Here is a 16,510-nt window from a genome sequence, read left to right as displayed (position 1 = left end):
GACCAAGGAGATTCGCCATGGCCACGACCGCCGAACGCAAGGAATATCCGATCTCGATGCGCCTGCCCGAGGCGGATGTCGCAATGATCGATCGCGCAGCGAGCCTGCGCGGCCGCTCGCGCACCGATTTCGTGCGCGACGCCGCAGTGCGCGCGGCCGAGGAGGTCGTCATGGAGCAGGGGCTGATCCGGATGAGTCCAGAGGGCTTCGCTGAGTTCATGGATGTGCTGGCGCGTCCGGCCGCTCCCGTTCCGGAGATGGTCGAAGTTCTGAAACGGCCCGCGCCGTGGGAGCCCGGCTACGTGGCGAAGCGGTAAGCCATTGCAACTGTCAGGCCCCGAACCGCTTACCGCCGCTCACGATGTGTCTGATTTCTCCTGTGGCAAGCCCACGCTTGACCACTGGCTGAAGACGCGCGCCCTCTCCAATCAGCAGAAGGGCTTCACCGCCGTCCTTGTCGTGCACGAGGCCGGACGCGTGGTCGGTTACTATGGCCTGGCGCCGACCGCCGTTGTGCCATCGGTGCTGCCGCGTTCGATCCGGACGGGGCAGCCACCCAATCCGGTCCCGTGCATGCTACTCGGCCAGCTCGCGACCGATACGGGTTGGGCAGGGCTGGGCATCGGGACCGGTCTTGTGAAGCACGCCCTCCAGCGCTGCGTTCAGGCCGCTTCGCTGATCGGCGGACGGGCCTTGTTGGTCAATGCCGTCGATGGTGAAGCCGCCGAATTCTGGAGGCGGCGCGGCTTTGAGCCGTCCAGGGATGATCCCCTGGTTCTGCTCCGATCGATCAACGACATCGCGGCCTCGCTCGGTGAGGCTGGAGGTTGAATGCTTGGCTGGCCTCACCCCAGCGATCCGCCCGTTCACTCAGATTGCAGTAGACCAGATCTGCCCATGCAAATTCGTCTCCCCCCATTGTCCACATTCCGCTGGCAGATGTTCGTGCTTTCCCTCGCTCTATCTTGGGCGGTCGGCGGCCTGCCGGAACCTGCCCAGGCTCAGCCTCGGCCGCAGATTGCGAAGTGCGTTCCCGGTCAGGCGCGCACCGCTGACGAATATTGTCTCGTCGACGGTGACACGATCTGGATTGACGGGGAAAAGCTGCGCATGGAGGGATATGACACCCCGGAACCGCAAACCCACATCTGCGGTGGCGAGGCCGAAGTCGCGCTGGCACACCGAGCCAGCGACCGGGTGATCGAGCTGCTGAACTCGCATAACTGGACTGTCGAATATGGAGAGCGGGATAACACCGGCACGCGGACGCTCGTGACGATCAGAATCGGTGGTCGCGACATCGGCGACATCCTGATCGAAGAAGGGCTGGCTCGCTCCTGGCCTGACGGCGATGAATGGTGGTGCAGCCGGTAGGTGCGGCAATGCGAACCGCGCGTGGAGCGGCGAGGTGAGATGCCAGTTATGCTGACAATGCGCCTTGTTGCTGCGTACGCGCAGTTTCCAACCTCGCAGGTGCAACATCCGGAGGCACGCACGGAACATCAGCCATTCGGCGCGTCACCTCCGAAGTTGATGGCTACGGTAAGAAGCTACATGTTCGTGGTTGCTTTCTTCAGTCATCAGGGCCTGATAACAAATATTTATGATTGAAGACTGGCTGAACATCGAGGAGGCGGAGCACGGCGAAACAAAGCGCCTCTTTGTGCTTGGCGAGAGAGGTGGCGGTAGAGTCGCAGTCCAGGCGGACCTCATGGAGCGTGTCCGCGCTCACTACGACGATCCGCGGCACATTGCCGACGACATTGCCGAGCTGGGATTCCCCGGCGCTGCTGCCATTCTTCGCGAGCGCTTGCCGACCGACGCCAGAACGCGGTCCGGCGAAGTAGGCGAGATATTGGCTACGGAGTTTGTGGAGCACCAGACTGGATTCCGGATCCCCGTTCGCCGCCTGCGCTACAAGGACGGTCGCGAAATGGCCCTGCGCGGCGATGATTTCCTCGGCATCGAGGAGGTAGATGGACGCCTTGCCTATCTGAAGGGCGAGGCCAAGAGCGGTCAGGCGATGGCCGCAGGTGTGATAAACGCCGCTCGTGCCCGGCTCAATGACGACGATGGCCGTCCCACGCCGATCTCCCTACTGTTTGTAGCCGATAGGTTGCTGGAGGGGAGCGAAGAAGACGAGGCGCTAGGTCGCCAAATCCGCAATGCTGTCGGCAGAGGCACGATTCGGGCGCGTGATGTCACGCATGGACTGTTCACGTTAACCGGCAACGACCGGCGCGCCGACCTCGAAGCCGATCTTGCAGGTGCTGGCGGTGACCACGGCCATATCTCGGTGAACCTCCGCATAAACGACCACCAGGAGTTCATCGCCTGGATTTATGAAGAGGCCGAGAGCCTTGGAAACGATTGAGGAGCTTCAGGAATTTATCGAAGTGATGGCGCAGCCGACGGTACGCGGTCGGCTTCAAGCACGGGGTGACGCGCGGGCGATCATTAGGAGGGCCGGCCAACTTCCCGAGGGTGCTCCGGCTTTCGCGGTGAGTCTCGACACCGATTTGTCCGAGTATGGATTCTCTTTGCTCCGTGCATCGCTCGCCCTGCGGGAGCGGGGCGAGGGCGACCCAGCAATATGGCGCGAGGGCTTTCTCAAGGCTGGCAATGCCTTCGAGGCCCTTGTCCGCAACGGGTCACCGGAACTCTCCCAGCGTGGCTTCTGGCGTGTGATGGGCGCGGCCTCGTACCATCTCGCGGGGTACGCAGCGATGGCGTTCTCGCTGATGTCTCAGGCCGAAGAAGAAGCGAATCTTGCGCCCGCAGAACGCGTGATCGTACGGCTACTCCTTAGTGATCTCGGGACTCTGCGTGACGAGGCGCGATCCTGGCTGCGCAATCCTGAATACGGCGACGATGCTCTCCAAGCTGCTCTCGAGGTCGGCGATCAGGAGATCGACGACATCTTGTCGATCATGCTGACTACGGCGGTCTTCAGAGCTTTCGCGTTCTTCGAATTCGCGTTGCTCACCGGCGATACCGCTATGCACGACGGAGCGCTATCAATACTCCGGCGCGCTCTGAGAGTGGCCAGCAATGTCGGTGCGGTATCCCATTGGTGGATCATCCGCGTAGCCCGAAATTTAATTGACGATCTCTGGGGCAATAGCCTCCACCATGTGCTGCCTCAAATCGGGCCAGCCGGCACGGATGGTTATGCCGCGCTGCGGGAGATGTTTCTTGCGTCGCTTTATGCGCGCAAGACGGCCGAGGTTGAGCTCTGGCCTTCGCAGATCGGCGCGGCGCGCCGCGCAACCGATTTGACTGATGATCTCGTGGTGGCTCTGCCGACGAGTGCTGGAAAGACCCGCGTCGCGGAAATCTGCACCCTCATGTCGCTCAGTGCAGAGAAGCGGGTGTTGCTCGTGACGCCGCTGCGGGCACTGTCGGCGCAGACCGAGCGGTCCTTTCGCAAGACGTTCGGTCCTCTCGGATTTTCGGTGTCCTCGCTCTACGGTGCGAGCGGCGCAATGCCGGGAGACCAGGACGCACTGCGCTCGCACGACATCGTTATTGCGACGCCGGAAAAGCTGGACTTCGCGCTAAGAAGCAATCCGCAATTGCTGGATGATATCGGATTGATCGTTCTGGATGAGGGACATCTGATAGGGCCGAGCGAGCGCGAGCTCCGCTACGAAATTCTCGTGCAAAGGCTTCTGCGCCGCGCGGACGCGGTCGACCGGCGTATCGTCTGCCTGTCGGCGATCCTGCCCGATGGCGAACAACTCGAAGATCTGACGGCGTGGGTGCGTAGCGATGCCGAGGGCGAAGCGGTGAAATCAAGCTGGCGGCCGACCCGTCAGCGTTTCGGAACGCTGGCGTGGGGCGGACAGGGAGCGCGCCTGACATTCGATCTTGATGATGACGGACCCTTCATCCAGAACTTTGTCACGGAGCAGCCTCCCATCGCTCCGCGTCGAACGCCGTTTCCCAGAGACAATCCCGAGTTGACCATTGCTGCGGCATGGCAGTTTGCCGATGAGGGCAAGCGCACATTGGTATTCTGTACGCAGCGGGATCATGTCGAGAGCTACGCAACGCGCATTGTCGACCTCGCCCGGCGTGGCTTCATCGCTCCACTTCTTGCTGACGAAGGCGCAATAGAGAGGGCGAAATCGGTTGGGGCTGAATGGCTAGGTGCAGAGCATCCGGCCGTCCGCTGCCTTGAACTGGGCGTGGCCATTCATCACGCGCGTTTACCTAACCCTTTCCTTCGCGAGGTCGAACGCCTGCTAAACGAAGGCGTTCTAACTGTGACTATCGCATCGCCGACCCTCGCCCAGGGGCTTAATCTCAACGCAGCGGTCCTGCTTGTGCCGACCCTGTATCGCGCGGGAACTCCCCTCACCGGCGAGGAATTTGCGAACGTCGCGGGGCGCGCCGGACGCGCCTTCGTCGATCTCGAAGGGCTTGTGATCCACGTAATGTTCGAACCGCTGCGTTGGCGCAGGCAGGCATGGCGCGAGCTTGTGAACGCATCAAGGGCCCGGACGCTTGAGAGCGGGCTTATTCAGATCGCCAGCGAAATTCTCAATCGTCTGGCGCGCAGCGGGACGCTAAGTCGAGACGACGCCTTTGAGTATCTCGCCAACAACCGAGATGCCTGGAACATCCATGTCGACGAGGAAGACGACGAGCCTTTCGAGCTTCTGCTAGAGAAACTCGATCACGCGATCCTTGGTCTTGTCGAAGCGCTGGATGCTGATGATGCGGACTTGCCGCGGCTCATCGACGAGTCGCTGAACGGTTCGCTTTGGGCGCGGCAGCTTGCCCGCCGTGGCGATGACCTGCGTGAGCGCCAGCTTGAATTGTTCAGGGCGCGCTCGGGGCTGATCTGGTCGCAGACGAACGCCGATCAAAGGCGCGGTCATTTTGCGATGGGTGTTGGGCTTGAGTCCGGATTGACACTCGACGCGATGGCCGACGAGCTCGCCGTGTTGCTCGACCAAGCCGACGAGGCAGCGTTGCCCGGCGATAGCGAGGTGCTCGTTGCATCGCTTACCACGCTTGCGGAGCGCTTACTCGCTATCCGCCCCTTTGTTCCTGACGATCCTCTGCCGGGCAATTGGCGCGAGATCCTGGCCGCGTGGGTTTCCGGAACGCCAGTGCACGAGATCGGGCCGGACAACATGCGTTTCATCGAGGACGTATTTACGTATCGGCTCGTCTGGGCGCTGGAGGCACTTCGTACCCGAAGGGTTGCGCTTGGCTGGCAACCCGAGATCATTGCCGGCACAGCCGCTGCCTGTCTTGAGGCCGGGCTGCCGCGCTACACGATGGCGATGCTTGTGCGCGCCGGACTTCCTTCAAGAGCCGCGGCCCTCGCCGCAATTAATGATCAGGATCCGATTTTCATCGATAACGATGGTCTCGTTGTCTGGCTCGAAACCAATGAAGTTGTCGCGATGACAGATGCCGGAGACTGGCCAACGCCAGCGACCAACGACATTTGGAAAGCATTCAGGGCCGAGATGCTGAACCGCATCAGCCAGCGTTGGACCTCGCGCGACTGGCGTATAAATATCGAACCGGCGACGCGGCAGATCGTTCCGGTTCCGGCCAGTCCATATCGGGTCGAGGTCGACGAAACAGACAATGCCGTGTGGGTTCTTACGCCTGACTTCAAAGTGGTAGCCATGCTTGGGCAAAGTATGGTTGACGCCGCTCCAAGTGTGCTGACTGCTCGCTTTGATGAAGGCAGCCCTCAGGCGATCATTCGCCGGCATGGTCGCTCCCACGCGTCTTGGTCTGAGCCCTAAGCGCGCGAATGCTTCAAGGATTACGGAGGGCCGCTTTGGGAAATCGCGCTGCGGCTATCACCTCAGCCGTCCCACCGACAGTCCGTACGATCGGCTAGCTGGGCCTTCCCGCGAGGCGCTCGTCGATGACCGGCTCGTCCCAGTGGCGCGCAACATCGAGCCACTTGTCGATCAACGCCTGAAACTGCGGCTCGGCGAAGCAGGTCTGGAACGTGTAGAGCCGATTGACCACCTGGCGCATCAGGTCGCGCATCTCGTCATCGTCGAACCTCGACACGGTTCTCCAGGGAATGCGATTGCCGTCGGCGTCGATGACGAAGACATCGGAATAGTCGCCGGTCTTCGTGACCGGGACCGGGCCGGCATGCAGGTCCTCCAGCATGCTGTTGCGGACGCAGATCATCGCCATCGCCTTGGCGAGCGTCGCCGCTAACTGTTCTTCTTCCTTCCGGCCCATGTTCGTCCTCCGGATCATTGTCAGATGCCCGGCAACATGCCATCGGCGGCTGTATTGGCTGGCGTTTCCAGGATCACCAACCGATCATCGGGCAGCGGCCGCTGCAGCGTCTTGGCTTCGTTCCAGTCGGCGGTCAGCCAGGTCTCGACTTCTTCGTGGCTCGTCAGAATGACGGGCATGGCCTTCGGATGGATCGGCTTCACCACGCCATTGGCCTCGGTCGTCAGGAAGGCGAACAGTTGATGATCGCCCGGACGCGGGGTCCGGTTCGAGCCGCGGGTTCCGCGCCACGGCGTCCAGATTCCCGCGAAGAAGAACAGGGGCTGGGTCTCATCGAGGGCGAACCAGTGCAGCGGTTTGCGCTTCGTGACTGGATCGGGCTTTTGCCCATATTCGGAAAAGGCGGTGGCCGGGACCACGCAGCGATTCTCGAGCCCGAGCCATTTGCGCCAGTGAGGGCTGGCCGTGTTGCGGATATTGGTGACGCCGGTGTCCGGCGCGTCGCGGGATTTCAGATATTCGACGGGCGTGGGCATACCCCAGGTCAATGAGGCCAGTTCCCGCCCGCCGTCGGTGTTGCGCACCACCGGCGCCGGCCGGTCGGGATAGACGTCCATCGACGGTTCGAGATTGCCGATACTGTCATGGGTGGCTGCCACGAAATCCCGGATCGCCTGCTGATTGGTCGTAATGCGATAGAGATTGCACATCGCCCCGCCACTCTCCTTGCGAATACTTTACGTCACCATAGGGCATTGCACCCCGTCGATCACTTCCGGGATGGCCGAGATTGACTCTCGACCTGTAAGAGAACAAATAAAGAACATAGCAACGGAATCGACCAGTGCAAAGCCCCGGAGACGCCATCCTCATATGCCCAGCCGTGCCGACAGCCCAGCCATTGCCGACCTTCGGGCGCGCATCGCGCGGCTCGAAGGCGATGGCGCGCATCCGCACGAGGTGCTGCCCTTCGGGATCGCGCCGCTGGATCGCAAGCTGCCCGGTGGCGGGCTGGCGCTCGGATGCCTCCATGAAGTCGCCGGAGGCGGCAACGGGGCGGTGGATGGCGCGGCTGCGGCCTGTTTCACGGCCGGGATCGCCGCCCGCACCACCGGGCAGGTGCTCTGGTGCGTGGCGCTACAGGATCTCTTCGCACCGGGGCTGGAGCAGGCCGGACTGCCGCCCGGCCGGGTGATCTTCGTCGAAGCCGGAGACGACAAGGCCGTTCTGGCCTGTATGGAGGAAGGGCTGCGGCATGGCGGGCTGGGGGCGGTCGTGGGCGACGTCGCGCGCCTGCCGATGACCGCCTCGCGGCGGCTGCATCTGGCCGCGAAAGGCTCGGCGACGATCTGCATCGCGTTGCGCCGCTGGCGGCGACAGGCGGAGGCCAGCGATTTCGGGCAGCCGACGGCGGCGATGACCCGCTGGCGGATCTCGGCGCTGCCGTCCTCGTCCCTTCCAGTTCCCGGCGTCGGGCGGCCGCGCTGGCTGGTCGAGCTGATCCGGGCGCGGGCGGGCGAATGTCTCGATATCGAACTGGAGGCGTGCGATGGCTCGGGTCATCTCTGTCTTCCTGCCGAACTGGCCGACAGACCGGTTGCGGCGGAAGGCGGGCGACGCAGCGCCGCCCGGTGAGGCGCCGCTGGTCATCGCCGGAAGGGAGAAGAACCGCCGGGTGGTGACGGCGGCCGATCCGGCCGCGCGGGCGCTCGGCCTGCGCGCCGGAATGCCTGTCACCAAGGCCCAGGCGATGGTGCCCGGCCTCCACATCGAGCCCGCCGACCCGCGGGCCGACCTGGACAGCCTCGAACGCCTCGCGCTCTGGGTGCTGCAACGCTTCTCACCTATCGCCGCCGCCGACGCGCCGGACGGGATCGTCATCGACGCGACCGGCGCCGACCATCTGCATGGCGGTGAGGCGGCCATGCTGGAGGCGCTGACCGGGCGGCTTGTCATGTCCGGCGTCACCGCCCGCGCAGCCATCGCCGATAGCTGGGGCGCGGCCCATGCGCTGGCGCGCTACGCGGCCGATCCGCTGTTTGTCACTCCTCCCGGCGAAACCATCCCAGGACTCGCACCGCTGCCGCTGCAAGCCCTGCGCCTGCCACCCGCGATCGCGGCGGGGCTGAACGACCTCGGCTTTGTCCGCATCGGCGACCTGATCGGGCAGCCGCGCGCGCCTCTGACCCGGCGCTTCGGCCCGGAGCTCTGCCGGCGTCTCGATCAGGCCCTGGGCGAGATCGCCGAACCCATCGAACCGATCCGGCCCGAGGAGCTGGTCTCGGTTCGCCGCGTCTTCGCAGAGCCCATCGGCGCCGCCGAGACCATCGCGCGCTATATTCGCAAGCTGGTCATGGCGCTCTGCGAGGCGCTCGAGGGGCGGGGTCTTGGCGCGCGCCGTCTCGACCTGCTCTGCCACCGGGTCGACAACCGGATCGAGACGGTGCGCATCGGCCTGGCCATGCCGGTGCGGGATTCCGCGCGCCTGACCCGGCTTCTCTGCGACAGGATCGAGACCATCGCGCCGGGCTTCGGCATCGAGATCATGTCGCTGACCGCCACCCTTGCCGAACCCCTGCCTTTGCGGCAGGCGGCCAGCAGCCTGATCGAGGAGGGCGCGCCGGATCTGTCCGGCCTGATCGACACGCTGGCCAATCGGGTCGGCGCGCGGGCGGTCTATCGTTTCGCGCCGGTGGCGAGCGATGTGCCCGAGCGCTCGGTCCGTCGTCTGCCGGCACTCGCCGAGGATACGGGTGCGGGCTGGCCCGACCATTGGCCGCGCCCTTCGCGGCTGCTCTCCCGGCCGGAGCCGATCGAGACCATGGCGCTCCTGCCGGACCATCCGCCGAACTGGTTCTCCTGGAAGGGCGTGCGTCGCCGGGTCCGACGGGCCGACGGACCGGAGCGCATCTTCGGGGAATGGTGGAAGCGCGATGCCGAGCTGATCGCGGTGCGGGACTATTTCCGGGTCGAGGACGATGCCGGCGAACGCTTCTGGATCTTCCGCTCCGGCGATGGCGAGGATGCCGCCACCGGCTCGCATCGCTGGTTCCTGCACGGGATTTTCGGATGAGCGCGCCCGCCTACGCCGAATTGCAGGTGACGTCGAATTTCTCCTTCCTGCGCGGAGCCTCCGCGGCCGAGGAGCTGCTCGCTGCCGCCGCGGCGATGGGGATCGAGGCCATGGCCGTGACCGATCGCAACACGCTGGCCGGTATCGTGCGCGCCCATGAGGCGGCGAAGGAGGCGGGCGTGCGGCTGATCGTCGGCTGCCGCCTCGATCTCGTCTGCGGCATGTCGGCGCTGGTCTATCCGACCGACCGGGCGGCCTGGTCGCGGCTCTGCCGACTCCTGTCGCTGGGCAAGGGGCGGGCGGGCAAGGCGCGCTGTCATCTCGAATGGGACGATCTCACCGCCTATGGCGAAGGGCTGATCGCGGTCCTCGTGCCGGACCTTGCCGACGAGACCTGCGGTTTGCGCCTGAGGCGCCTGCGCGACTCTTTCGGCGATCGCGCCTATCTCGGCCTGACGCTGCGGCGGCGGCCCAATGACCAGATGCGCCTCTGGGAGCTGTCGACGCTCGCCGCGCGGATCGGCGTGCCCACCGTGGTGACCAATGACGTGCTCTTCCACGAACCCGGCCGCCGCATCCTGCAGGATGTCGTCACCGCGATCCGCCACAATGTCACCGTCGATGCGCTCGGCGCCCGGCGCGAGCGCCATGCCGACCGCTATCTGAAGCCGCCCGCCGAAATGCACCGGCTCTTCGCGCGCTGGCCCGAGGCTTTGGCCCGGACGCGTGAGATCGCGGATCGCTGCCGCTTCTCGCTCGACGAGCTGCGCTATCAATATCCCGAAGAGCGCGACGACCAGGCGCTGACCCCGCAGGAAACCCTGGAGCGGCTGACCTGGGAGGGCGCCGCACACCGCTATCCCGAGGGCGTGCCCGAGGAGGTGACCGCCGCGCTGGAGCATGAGCTGGCCCTGATCGGCAAGCTCGATTACGCGCCCTACTTCCTCACGGTGAACAGCATCGTCCGCTTCGCCCGGTCGCGCGGCATCCTCTGCCAGGGGCGCGGATCGGCGGCGAACTCGGCCGTCTGCTATGTGCTCGGCATCACCGCGATCGATCCCGGCCGCAACGATCTCCTGTTCGAGCGCTTCGTCTCCGAGGAGCGCCGCGAGCCGCCCGATATCGACGTGGATTTCGAGCATGAGCGGCGCGAGGAGGTGATCCAGTGGGTCTATGAGCATTACGGCCGCGAGCGCGCCGCTCTGACCGCCACCGTCATCCGCTATCGCTCCAAGGGCGCGCTGCGGGACGTGGGCAAGGCCCTGGGGCTTCCCGAAGACCTGATCCAGACGCTGTCCGGCCAGCTCTGGGGCGGGTCCGAGGCTGGTGTCACCGAGCAGCAGCTCCGCGATCTCAACCTCAATCCGGAGGATCGCCGGTTGCGCCTGACGCTCGAACTGGCCGCCCAGCTTCGCGGCGCGCCGCGGCATCTGTCGCAGCATCCGGGCGGTTTCGTGCTGACCCATGACCGGCTCGACGATCTCGTGCCCATCGAGCCCGCGGCGATGGAGGGGCGCCAGATCATCGAATGGGACAAGGACGATATCGACGCGCTGCGCTTCATGAAGGTCGATGTCCTGGCGCTCGGCATGCTGAGTTGCATGCGCCGGGGGCTGGACCTGTTGGCCGAGCACAAGGATATCCACCTCGATCTGGCGTCGATCCCGGCCGAGGATCCGCGCACCTATGCGATGATCCGCAAAGCCGATACGCTCGGCACCTTCCAGATCGAGAGCCGGGCGCAGATGTCGATGCTGCCGCGCTTGAAACCCCGGACCTATTACGACCTGGTGGTGCAGGTCGCGATCGTGCGGCCGGGGCCGATCCAGGGCGATATGGTTCATCCCTATCTGCGCCGGCGCGAGGGCCTGGAAGAGGTCGATTATCCCCGGCCCGAGCTGGAGAAGGTGCTGGGAAAGACGCTCGGCGTGCCGCTGTTCCAGGAACAGGCGATGCGCGTCGCCATCGAATGCGCGGGCTTTACCGCGGGCGAGGCCGATCTCCTGCGCAAGAGCATGGCGACCTTCAAACATACCGGCGGCGTCTCGAAGTTCCGCGACCGGCTGATCTCGGGGATGATCGCGCGCGGCTATGAGGAGCCGTTCGCGGCCCGGACCTTCCAGCAGCTCGAAGGCTTCGGCTCCTATGGTTTTCCCGAAAGCCATGCGGCGAGCTTCGCGCTGATCGCTTATGCCTCGGCCTGGCTCAAATGCTGGCACCCGGATGTCTTCTGCGCCGCGCTCCTCAACGCCCAGCCCATGGGCTTTTATGCGCCGGCCCAGATCGTGCGCGACGCCCGCGAGCATGGGGTGGAGGTCCGCCCGGTCTGCATCAATGCCTCCCGCTGGGATTGCACGCTGGAGCCGACCGGCGACGAAAGCCGTCTCGCGGTCCGTCTTGGACTGCGAATGGTCAAGGGCCTCGCCAATGCCCATGCCGCCGCCATCGTGGCGGCGCGGGGCGATGAGAATTTCACCTCGATCGCCGATCTCTGGCGGCGGGCCGGCGTTCCCGTCGCGGCGCTCGATCAGATCGCCGCGGCCGATGGATTCCGTCCGGCTTTCGGCCTCGCCCGGCGCGAGGCGCAATGGGCCATCAAGGGGCTGCGCGACGAGGAACTGCCGCTCTTCGCCGCCGCCTCGGACCGTGAGGGGCGGACCGTTCCGGAACTCGACGAGCCTGCGATCGCGCTGAGAGCGATGCCCGCCGGTCGCGAGGTGGTCGAGGATTACGGGCATATCGGCCTGTCGCTGCGCCGCCATCCGGTCTCCTTCCTGCGCGAGGACCTGGCGAAGCGCCGGATCGTCAGCTGCGCCGAGGCGATGGCGGCGCGCGACCGGCGCTGGCTGGAGGCGGCAGGGATCGTCCTGGTGCGCCAACGCCCCGGCTCGGCTAATGGCGTCATGTTCGTCACGCTCGAGGACGAGACCGGCATCGCCAATCTCGTCGTGTGGCAAAAGGTCTTCGAGCGCTATCGGCGGGTCATTCTCTCATCGAGCATGATCGCCGTGAGGGGCCGCGTTCAGCGCGAGGGCGAGGTCGTGCATCTTGTCGCCCATCGGATCGTCGATCTGTCGCGGGATCTGGCGAGTGTCGGGCAGCGCGAGGCGGCTGCGGCCGAGAAGCAGGGGCCGGTGGCCGGCGGCATCAGGGTGAAGGCGCGGGATTTCCGGTAAAGCCGGTGGCTTTGACAGAAGGCGGTATCGGTTCGAACCAAGGAATCGGCTTGCCTCTCGGGGATCACAGATCTTCTGGCCCGATCGACCATTCTGCGATTTCTCTATCGATCAATCGCCATTGTTCTGCAAGGTCGGCAAGGTCGGCGGTGTCTACAACAGGATGATCGAGGCCCTCGAATTGGTCACCGAGATATGTGGCGAGGCCCGCACCGCCTTCGTTGGCGAACCACACTCCGACCAGATCCGCGATTTCCTTCAACTGCCTGAGAGTCTTTTCAGCATCGCGAATGTCGAAATCACCAAGCTCCCTGTCCTGCCGACTTTGCTTGTTCCCGGCATGGGCAACATGCGAGTTAACGTGCTCGGCAATTCGATCAAGGCGGGCAAGCCGAGTTTCGATCTTCTCGAAGACCGTGTCCGAGATCAGATTGCTCGGGTTACGCTCTGACGCAGAAACGCCGCTCAAAACATCGAAATGCCGATGCGCGGCCTCACTTTTCATGAGCTCTGGATCGCCCCACACCGGACGCCCCTTCGCGGCGACGAGGTGGTCATGTTGTTCTTGATGCAGGCGATCGAGATCGTATTGCGCGTCAAGCACTTTCTCGACGTAGATTCTCCTGGTCAACCAGTTTTGGCTCGCTTTCACGTCGTTGACGACAGATCGGATCGAGTAAACTCCCTTGGGGCCTTTTATCGGGGCCTTATCGAGAAGTCGGCGAGTGCCGAGAAGCAGGCTTGACCAGTATCCCTCGGAAACGAGATTGAACATCATCTGGTTAAGCGGGGGTCTCGAGCCTCTCTTCTCATTTGCAAGACGGACGATCCGAACCGTCGTGCGAAAGGCGGCGTAGTTCCAGAGCAGATCCTGAATGGCTCTGTGGATGCCCGTTGTCTCGTCGCGAAAAGCATCCCGCCACGCGGCGATGTGCTGGTCATGCTGCGTCATTAGTTTTCCAAGCCTGAGCGCCAAACTCACCTCATCATACCGGGAGACGCCAACACCGGCGACGGCTATTCGCTTCTGATTCTTCCTTCGCGCGGGCTCGTTTTATTGTTCCCGCGAATAAACGCGCATCTTGTCGTGGGCCTGAAGGGGGAAGGCCTTCCCCCCTGGCCGGCACTATCGTTGCCGGCGCACCCCCTTCAGCGGGGAGACCCCCAGGCTGTGCTAAAACCCACCAATCGTGCGAGCGCAGCGAATGATTTTGCCCGCTCTATGGAATATGAGCGTTTGGCTGCTTAAGACCTCTTTGTCATCATCGGCTATGAGATCGCAAAATCCCGAAAGCTGCCGTTGAGCCGCTGCGGCTGACCGCTGCTTGGCCCTTATTGGTCCGCCTCGGAGGAACTATTCCGCACCCAAGTCGGACAGCCTCGGCATGTCAGCCTGCTCCTTCCCTTAATGCCTCTGCGATCAGCAGAGCAAGCTCCCCAGGCGGCTGGATACCGGAGATACGCTGATCGCATCCCCATGCCCATCCATCATCCCAACGTCGGATCGGTGAAGCTGGCTTGCACTTCACTCAATAGGTGATGCTAGTCAGAACCACGTAAAGGATCGTGGCGGCCAAGCCACCGACCATCAGTATCAGGAGCCAGAGGGACGGTTCCGTTCTTATTCGATCAAGATATCGCATCGGATGCTGCCTTTTCGAGTAGAGCACATGCATCTCAGATCAGCCTGTTGTCCTCGGCCTTCTGGCGGGCGCGGCGGCGGGTGCCGTCGGTATCCGATTTGCGGTGCCGTTCAGCCGCCGCCTTGCGGATCTGCTCGAAGCGATTTTCTTCGACCTGCTTGAGCGTCGGATGCGTATCTGTCTTCTTCACAAACGAGATCATTGCTGAAGTTCCTTCCGGTGGCGGGTGGAAACGCCCTGGCGCCTGCCTGAGCGCTTTAAACGGGGTATTATGCGCCAAGCCCGGTGACACAGCCTTGGACTCCAAGCCGGTCGGCAGTCGTCTGCCCCGGCATCGTCGCCCAGCCGCCGGCTTCCACGAACTGACGCTTCTTGTAGCTGTCGGGTATCGCCTTGAACTCGGCAAGTTTCGCCGCCGCATCTGGGGCCGCGTTGAACCTTTCGACGCATATGGCGGATGCCAGCTCCCCGCGCGCCGTGTCGCCGGCCGCTTTCGCCATGGTCTGCGAAGTGCCGCCAGTGACCCAGCCGCCCCAGCTGAATCCTATAACGATCGTTGCGATCATCGCCGCGATGCATGCCCAGACCAGAATGGTCTTTGAAGGCTGATAGTCTTCCCAGCGGCGGGAGAGAGATGGTTTGGTCGTGCTTTGTGTGGCCATGGAGATTCCTTCCAGGTTGGAATGCAGATTGCTTTGTCTGGGCGTCGGCCGAACGGTTCAGGCACTGTTCTCAGTATCCCATTCCGCCCATGCCGCCGTTGCCGGCCGACGGGGTGGATTCCTTCGCGCGAATGTCGGCGATCATCGCCTCGGCGGTGATCAGGAGCGCTGCGATCGAGCCGGCGTTCTGCAGGGCGGTTCTGACGACCTTGGCGGGGTCGACGATACCGGCCTCGATCATGTCGACATAGGTTTCGGTCTGGGCGTCGAAGCCCTGGTTGTGGTCCTTGCTGTCCGTGAGCTTGCTGACCACGATCGAGCCTTCGACGCCGGCATTCTCGGCGATCTGCCGGACCGGCGCTTCGAGCGCCCGACGCACGATCGAAATGCCTGCGGTTATATCGGCGTTGGCGCCTGTCAGAGAGGCCAGCACGGTCCTGACGCGCAGCAGCGCCACACCGCCGCCGGGCACGATGCCTTCCTCGACCGCAGCTCGGGTGGCGTTGAGCGCATCGTCGATGCGGTCTTTCTTCTCCTTGACCTCGGTCTCGGTCGCGCCGCCGACGCGGATCACCGCGACGCCTCCGGCGAGTTTGGCCAGCCGCTCCTGGAGCTTCTCCTTGTCGTAGTCCGAGGTCGTTTCCTCGATCTGCGCCTTGATCTGGGCAATACGAGCGGCGATGCCGGCCTTGTCGCCGGAACCGTCGATGATCGTTGTCGTGTCCTTGTCTACGACAACACGCTTGGCGCTGCCGAGCATGTCGAGCGTGACATTTTCCAGCTTGATGCCGAGATCGTCGGAGATCACCTGGCCGGCGGTCAGCACGGCGATGTCCTCGAGCATGGCCTTGCGGCGGTCGCCAAAGCCCGGAGCTTTCACGGCCGCGACCTTCAGGCCGCCGCGCAACTTGTTGACGACCAGCGTGGCGAGCGCCTCGCCCTCGACGTCCTCGGAGATGATCAGCAGCGGCTTGCCGCTTTGCACCACCGCCTCCAGGATCGGCAGCATGGCTTGAAGATTACCGAGCTTCTTCTCGTGGATGAGGATGTAGGGGTCATCCAGTTCCACGCGCATCTTTTCGGCGTTGGTGACGAAGTATGGAGAGAGGTAGCCGCGATCGAACTGCATGCCTTCGACCACGTCGAGCTCGGTTTCGGCGGTCCTGGCTTCCTCGACGGTGATCACACCCTCGTTGCCGACCTTGTCCATCGCACTCGCAATCATCCCGCCGATGGTGCCATCGCCATTGGCGGCGATCGTGCCGACCTGCGCGATCTCAGCCGACGACTTGACCTTCCTGGCCCGCGCCTGGATTTCCTTGACGACGGCCGCGACGCCAATGTCGATGCCGCGCTTCAGGTCCATCGGGTTCATCCCGGCGGCGACCAGCTTGGCGCCCTCGCGCAGGATGGAGGCCGCGAGCACCGTCGCCGTCGTGGTTCCGTCGCCGGCGAGGTCGTTGGTCTTGGAGGCCACCTCGCGCACCATCTGCGCGCCCATGTTCTCGAACTTGTCTTCGAGTTCGATCTCCCTGGCGACGGTGACGCCGTCCTTGGTGATGCGCGGCGCGCCATAGGCCTTGTCGATGACGACGTTGCGTCCCTTTGGCCCGAGCGTCACCTTGACGGCGTTGTTCAGCAGTTCGACGCCGCGCAGCATGCGGTCGCGGGCTTCGCCGGCGAATTTGATTTCCTTGGCAGACATGATGTTCGTCCAGTTCGGGC

General features: G+C 64.0%; 14 protein-coding genes. 8 read left to right on the top strand and 6 right to left on the bottom strand.

Annotated features, from left to right (window positions below; translation table 11 throughout):
* The first annotated feature begins 17 nt into the window (after positions 1-17).
* The 5 genes from IGS74_RS01190 to IGS74_RS01170 all read left to right on the top strand — a co-directional run bounded on the left by IGS74_RS01190 (position 18) and on the right by IGS74_RS01170 (position 5,774).
* On the top strand, positions 18-317 hold the full coding sequence (locus tag IGS74_RS01190; protein WP_039194720.1) for a DUF1778 domain-containing protein: 300 nt from the start codon (positions 18-20) through the stop codon (positions 315-317).
* A gap of 4 nt (positions 318-321) precedes the next feature.
* Positions 322-831, top strand: a complete 510-nt coding sequence (locus IGS74_RS01185) for a GNAT family N-acetyltransferase (protein WP_039194721.1) — start codon at positions 322-324, stop codon at positions 829-831.
* Positions 832-897: 66 nt separating this feature from the next.
* Complete coding sequence (locus IGS74_RS01180; protein ID WP_039194723.1) at positions 898-1,374, top strand: thermonuclease family protein; 477 nt, start codon at positions 898-900, stop codon at positions 1,372-1,374.
* A 229-nt stretch (positions 1,375-1,603) separates the two neighbouring features.
* Positions 1,604-2,374: a Hachiman antiphage defense system protein HamA gene (locus IGS74_RS01175; RefSeq protein ID WP_052194942.1), complete on the top strand. Its 771-nt coding sequence runs from the start codon at positions 1,604-1,606 to the stop codon at positions 2,372-2,374.
* A complete protein-coding gene (locus tag IGS74_RS01170; RefSeq protein WP_050475054.1) occupies positions 2,361-5,774 on the top strand; it encodes a DEAD/DEAH box helicase in 3,414 nt (1,137 codons plus the stop codon). The genes IGS74_RS01175 and IGS74_RS01170 overlap by 14 nt, the downstream gene beginning before the upstream one ends.
* A gap of 94 nt (positions 5,775-5,868) precedes the next feature.
* On the opposite strand, the gene IGS74_RS01165 is transcribed toward IGS74_RS01170, so the two are convergent.
* Together IGS74_RS01165 and IGS74_RS01160 are read right to left on the bottom strand one after the other, a co-directional pair.
* Positions 5,869-6,231, bottom strand: a complete 363-nt coding sequence (locus tag IGS74_RS01165) for a hypothetical protein (protein ID WP_039194905.1) — start codon at positions 6,229-6,231, stop codon at positions 5,869-5,871.
* Between the two features lie 20 nt (positions 6,232-6,251).
* Entirely contained in the window at positions 6,252-6,941 is a 690-nt protein-coding gene (locus IGS74_RS01160) for an SOS response-associated peptidase (RefSeq protein WP_039194724.1), read from the bottom strand.
* Between the two features lie 163 nt (positions 6,942-7,104).
* On the opposite strand from IGS74_RS01160, the gene IGS74_RS01155 reads away from it, so the two are divergent.
* From IGS74_RS01155 to IGS74_RS01145, 3 genes are read left to right on the top strand one after another with little or no spacing between them, the layout of a single operon-like run.
* Positions 7,105-7,866: an ImuA family protein gene (locus IGS74_RS01155; RefSeq protein ID WP_039194725.1), complete on the top strand. Its 762-nt coding sequence runs from the start codon at positions 7,105-7,107 to the stop codon at positions 7,864-7,866.
* Positions 7,781-9,304 carry a DNA polymerase Y family protein gene (locus IGS74_RS01150; RefSeq protein ID WP_039194726.1) on the top strand — a complete coding sequence of 508 codons (1,524 nt, stop codon included), beginning with the start codon at positions 7,781-7,783 and terminating at the stop codon, positions 9,302-9,304. Before IGS74_RS01155 ends, IGS74_RS01150 begins: the two co-directional genes overlap by 86 nt.
* Entirely contained in the window at positions 9,301-12,480 is a 3,180-nt protein-coding gene (locus IGS74_RS01145; RefSeq protein ID WP_039194727.1) for an error-prone DNA polymerase, read from the top strand. Before IGS74_RS01150 ends, IGS74_RS01145 begins: the two co-directional genes overlap by 4 nt.
* Positions 12,481-12,544: 64 nt before the next feature.
* Here the strand turns inward: IGS74_RS01145 and IGS74_RS01140 are convergent, their stop codons facing one another.
* The 4 genes from IGS74_RS01140 to groL all read right to left on the bottom strand — a co-directional run bounded on the left by IGS74_RS01140 (position 12,545) and on the right by groL (position 16,490).
* Positions 12,545-13,432, bottom strand: coding sequence for a hypothetical protein (locus IGS74_RS01140; RefSeq protein ID WP_199259163.1), 888 nt, complete (start codon positions 13,430-13,432; stop codon positions 12,545-12,547).
* 725 nt (positions 13,433-14,157) lie between these two features.
* Entirely contained in the window at positions 14,158-14,325 is a 168-nt protein-coding gene (locus IGS74_RS01135) for a hypothetical protein (RefSeq protein WP_094513308.1), read from the bottom strand.
* A 67-nt stretch (positions 14,326-14,392) separates the two neighbouring features.
* Positions 14,393-14,785 (bottom strand): hypothetical protein, encoded by a 393-nt coding sequence (locus IGS74_RS01130; protein ID WP_039194731.1) that lies wholly within the window; start codon positions 14,783-14,785, stop codon positions 14,393-14,395.
* Between the two features lie 70 nt (positions 14,786-14,855).
* On the bottom strand, positions 14,856-16,490 hold the full coding sequence (gene groL, locus IGS74_RS01125; protein ID WP_039194732.1) for a chaperonin GroEL: 1,635 nt from the start codon (positions 16,488-16,490) through the stop codon (positions 14,856-14,858).
* Positions 16,491-16,510 lie beyond the last annotated feature (20 nt).

The sequence above is a fragment of the Aureimonas sp. OT7 genome (assembly GCF_014844055.1).
In the GTDB taxonomy this organism is placed as follows: Bacteria; Pseudomonadota; Alphaproteobacteria; order Rhizobiales; family Rhizobiaceae; genus Aureimonas; species Aureimonas altamirensis_A.
Note: the sequence above shows the minus strand (reverse complement) of the source record. Positions and strands in the feature narration are given on the sequence as shown.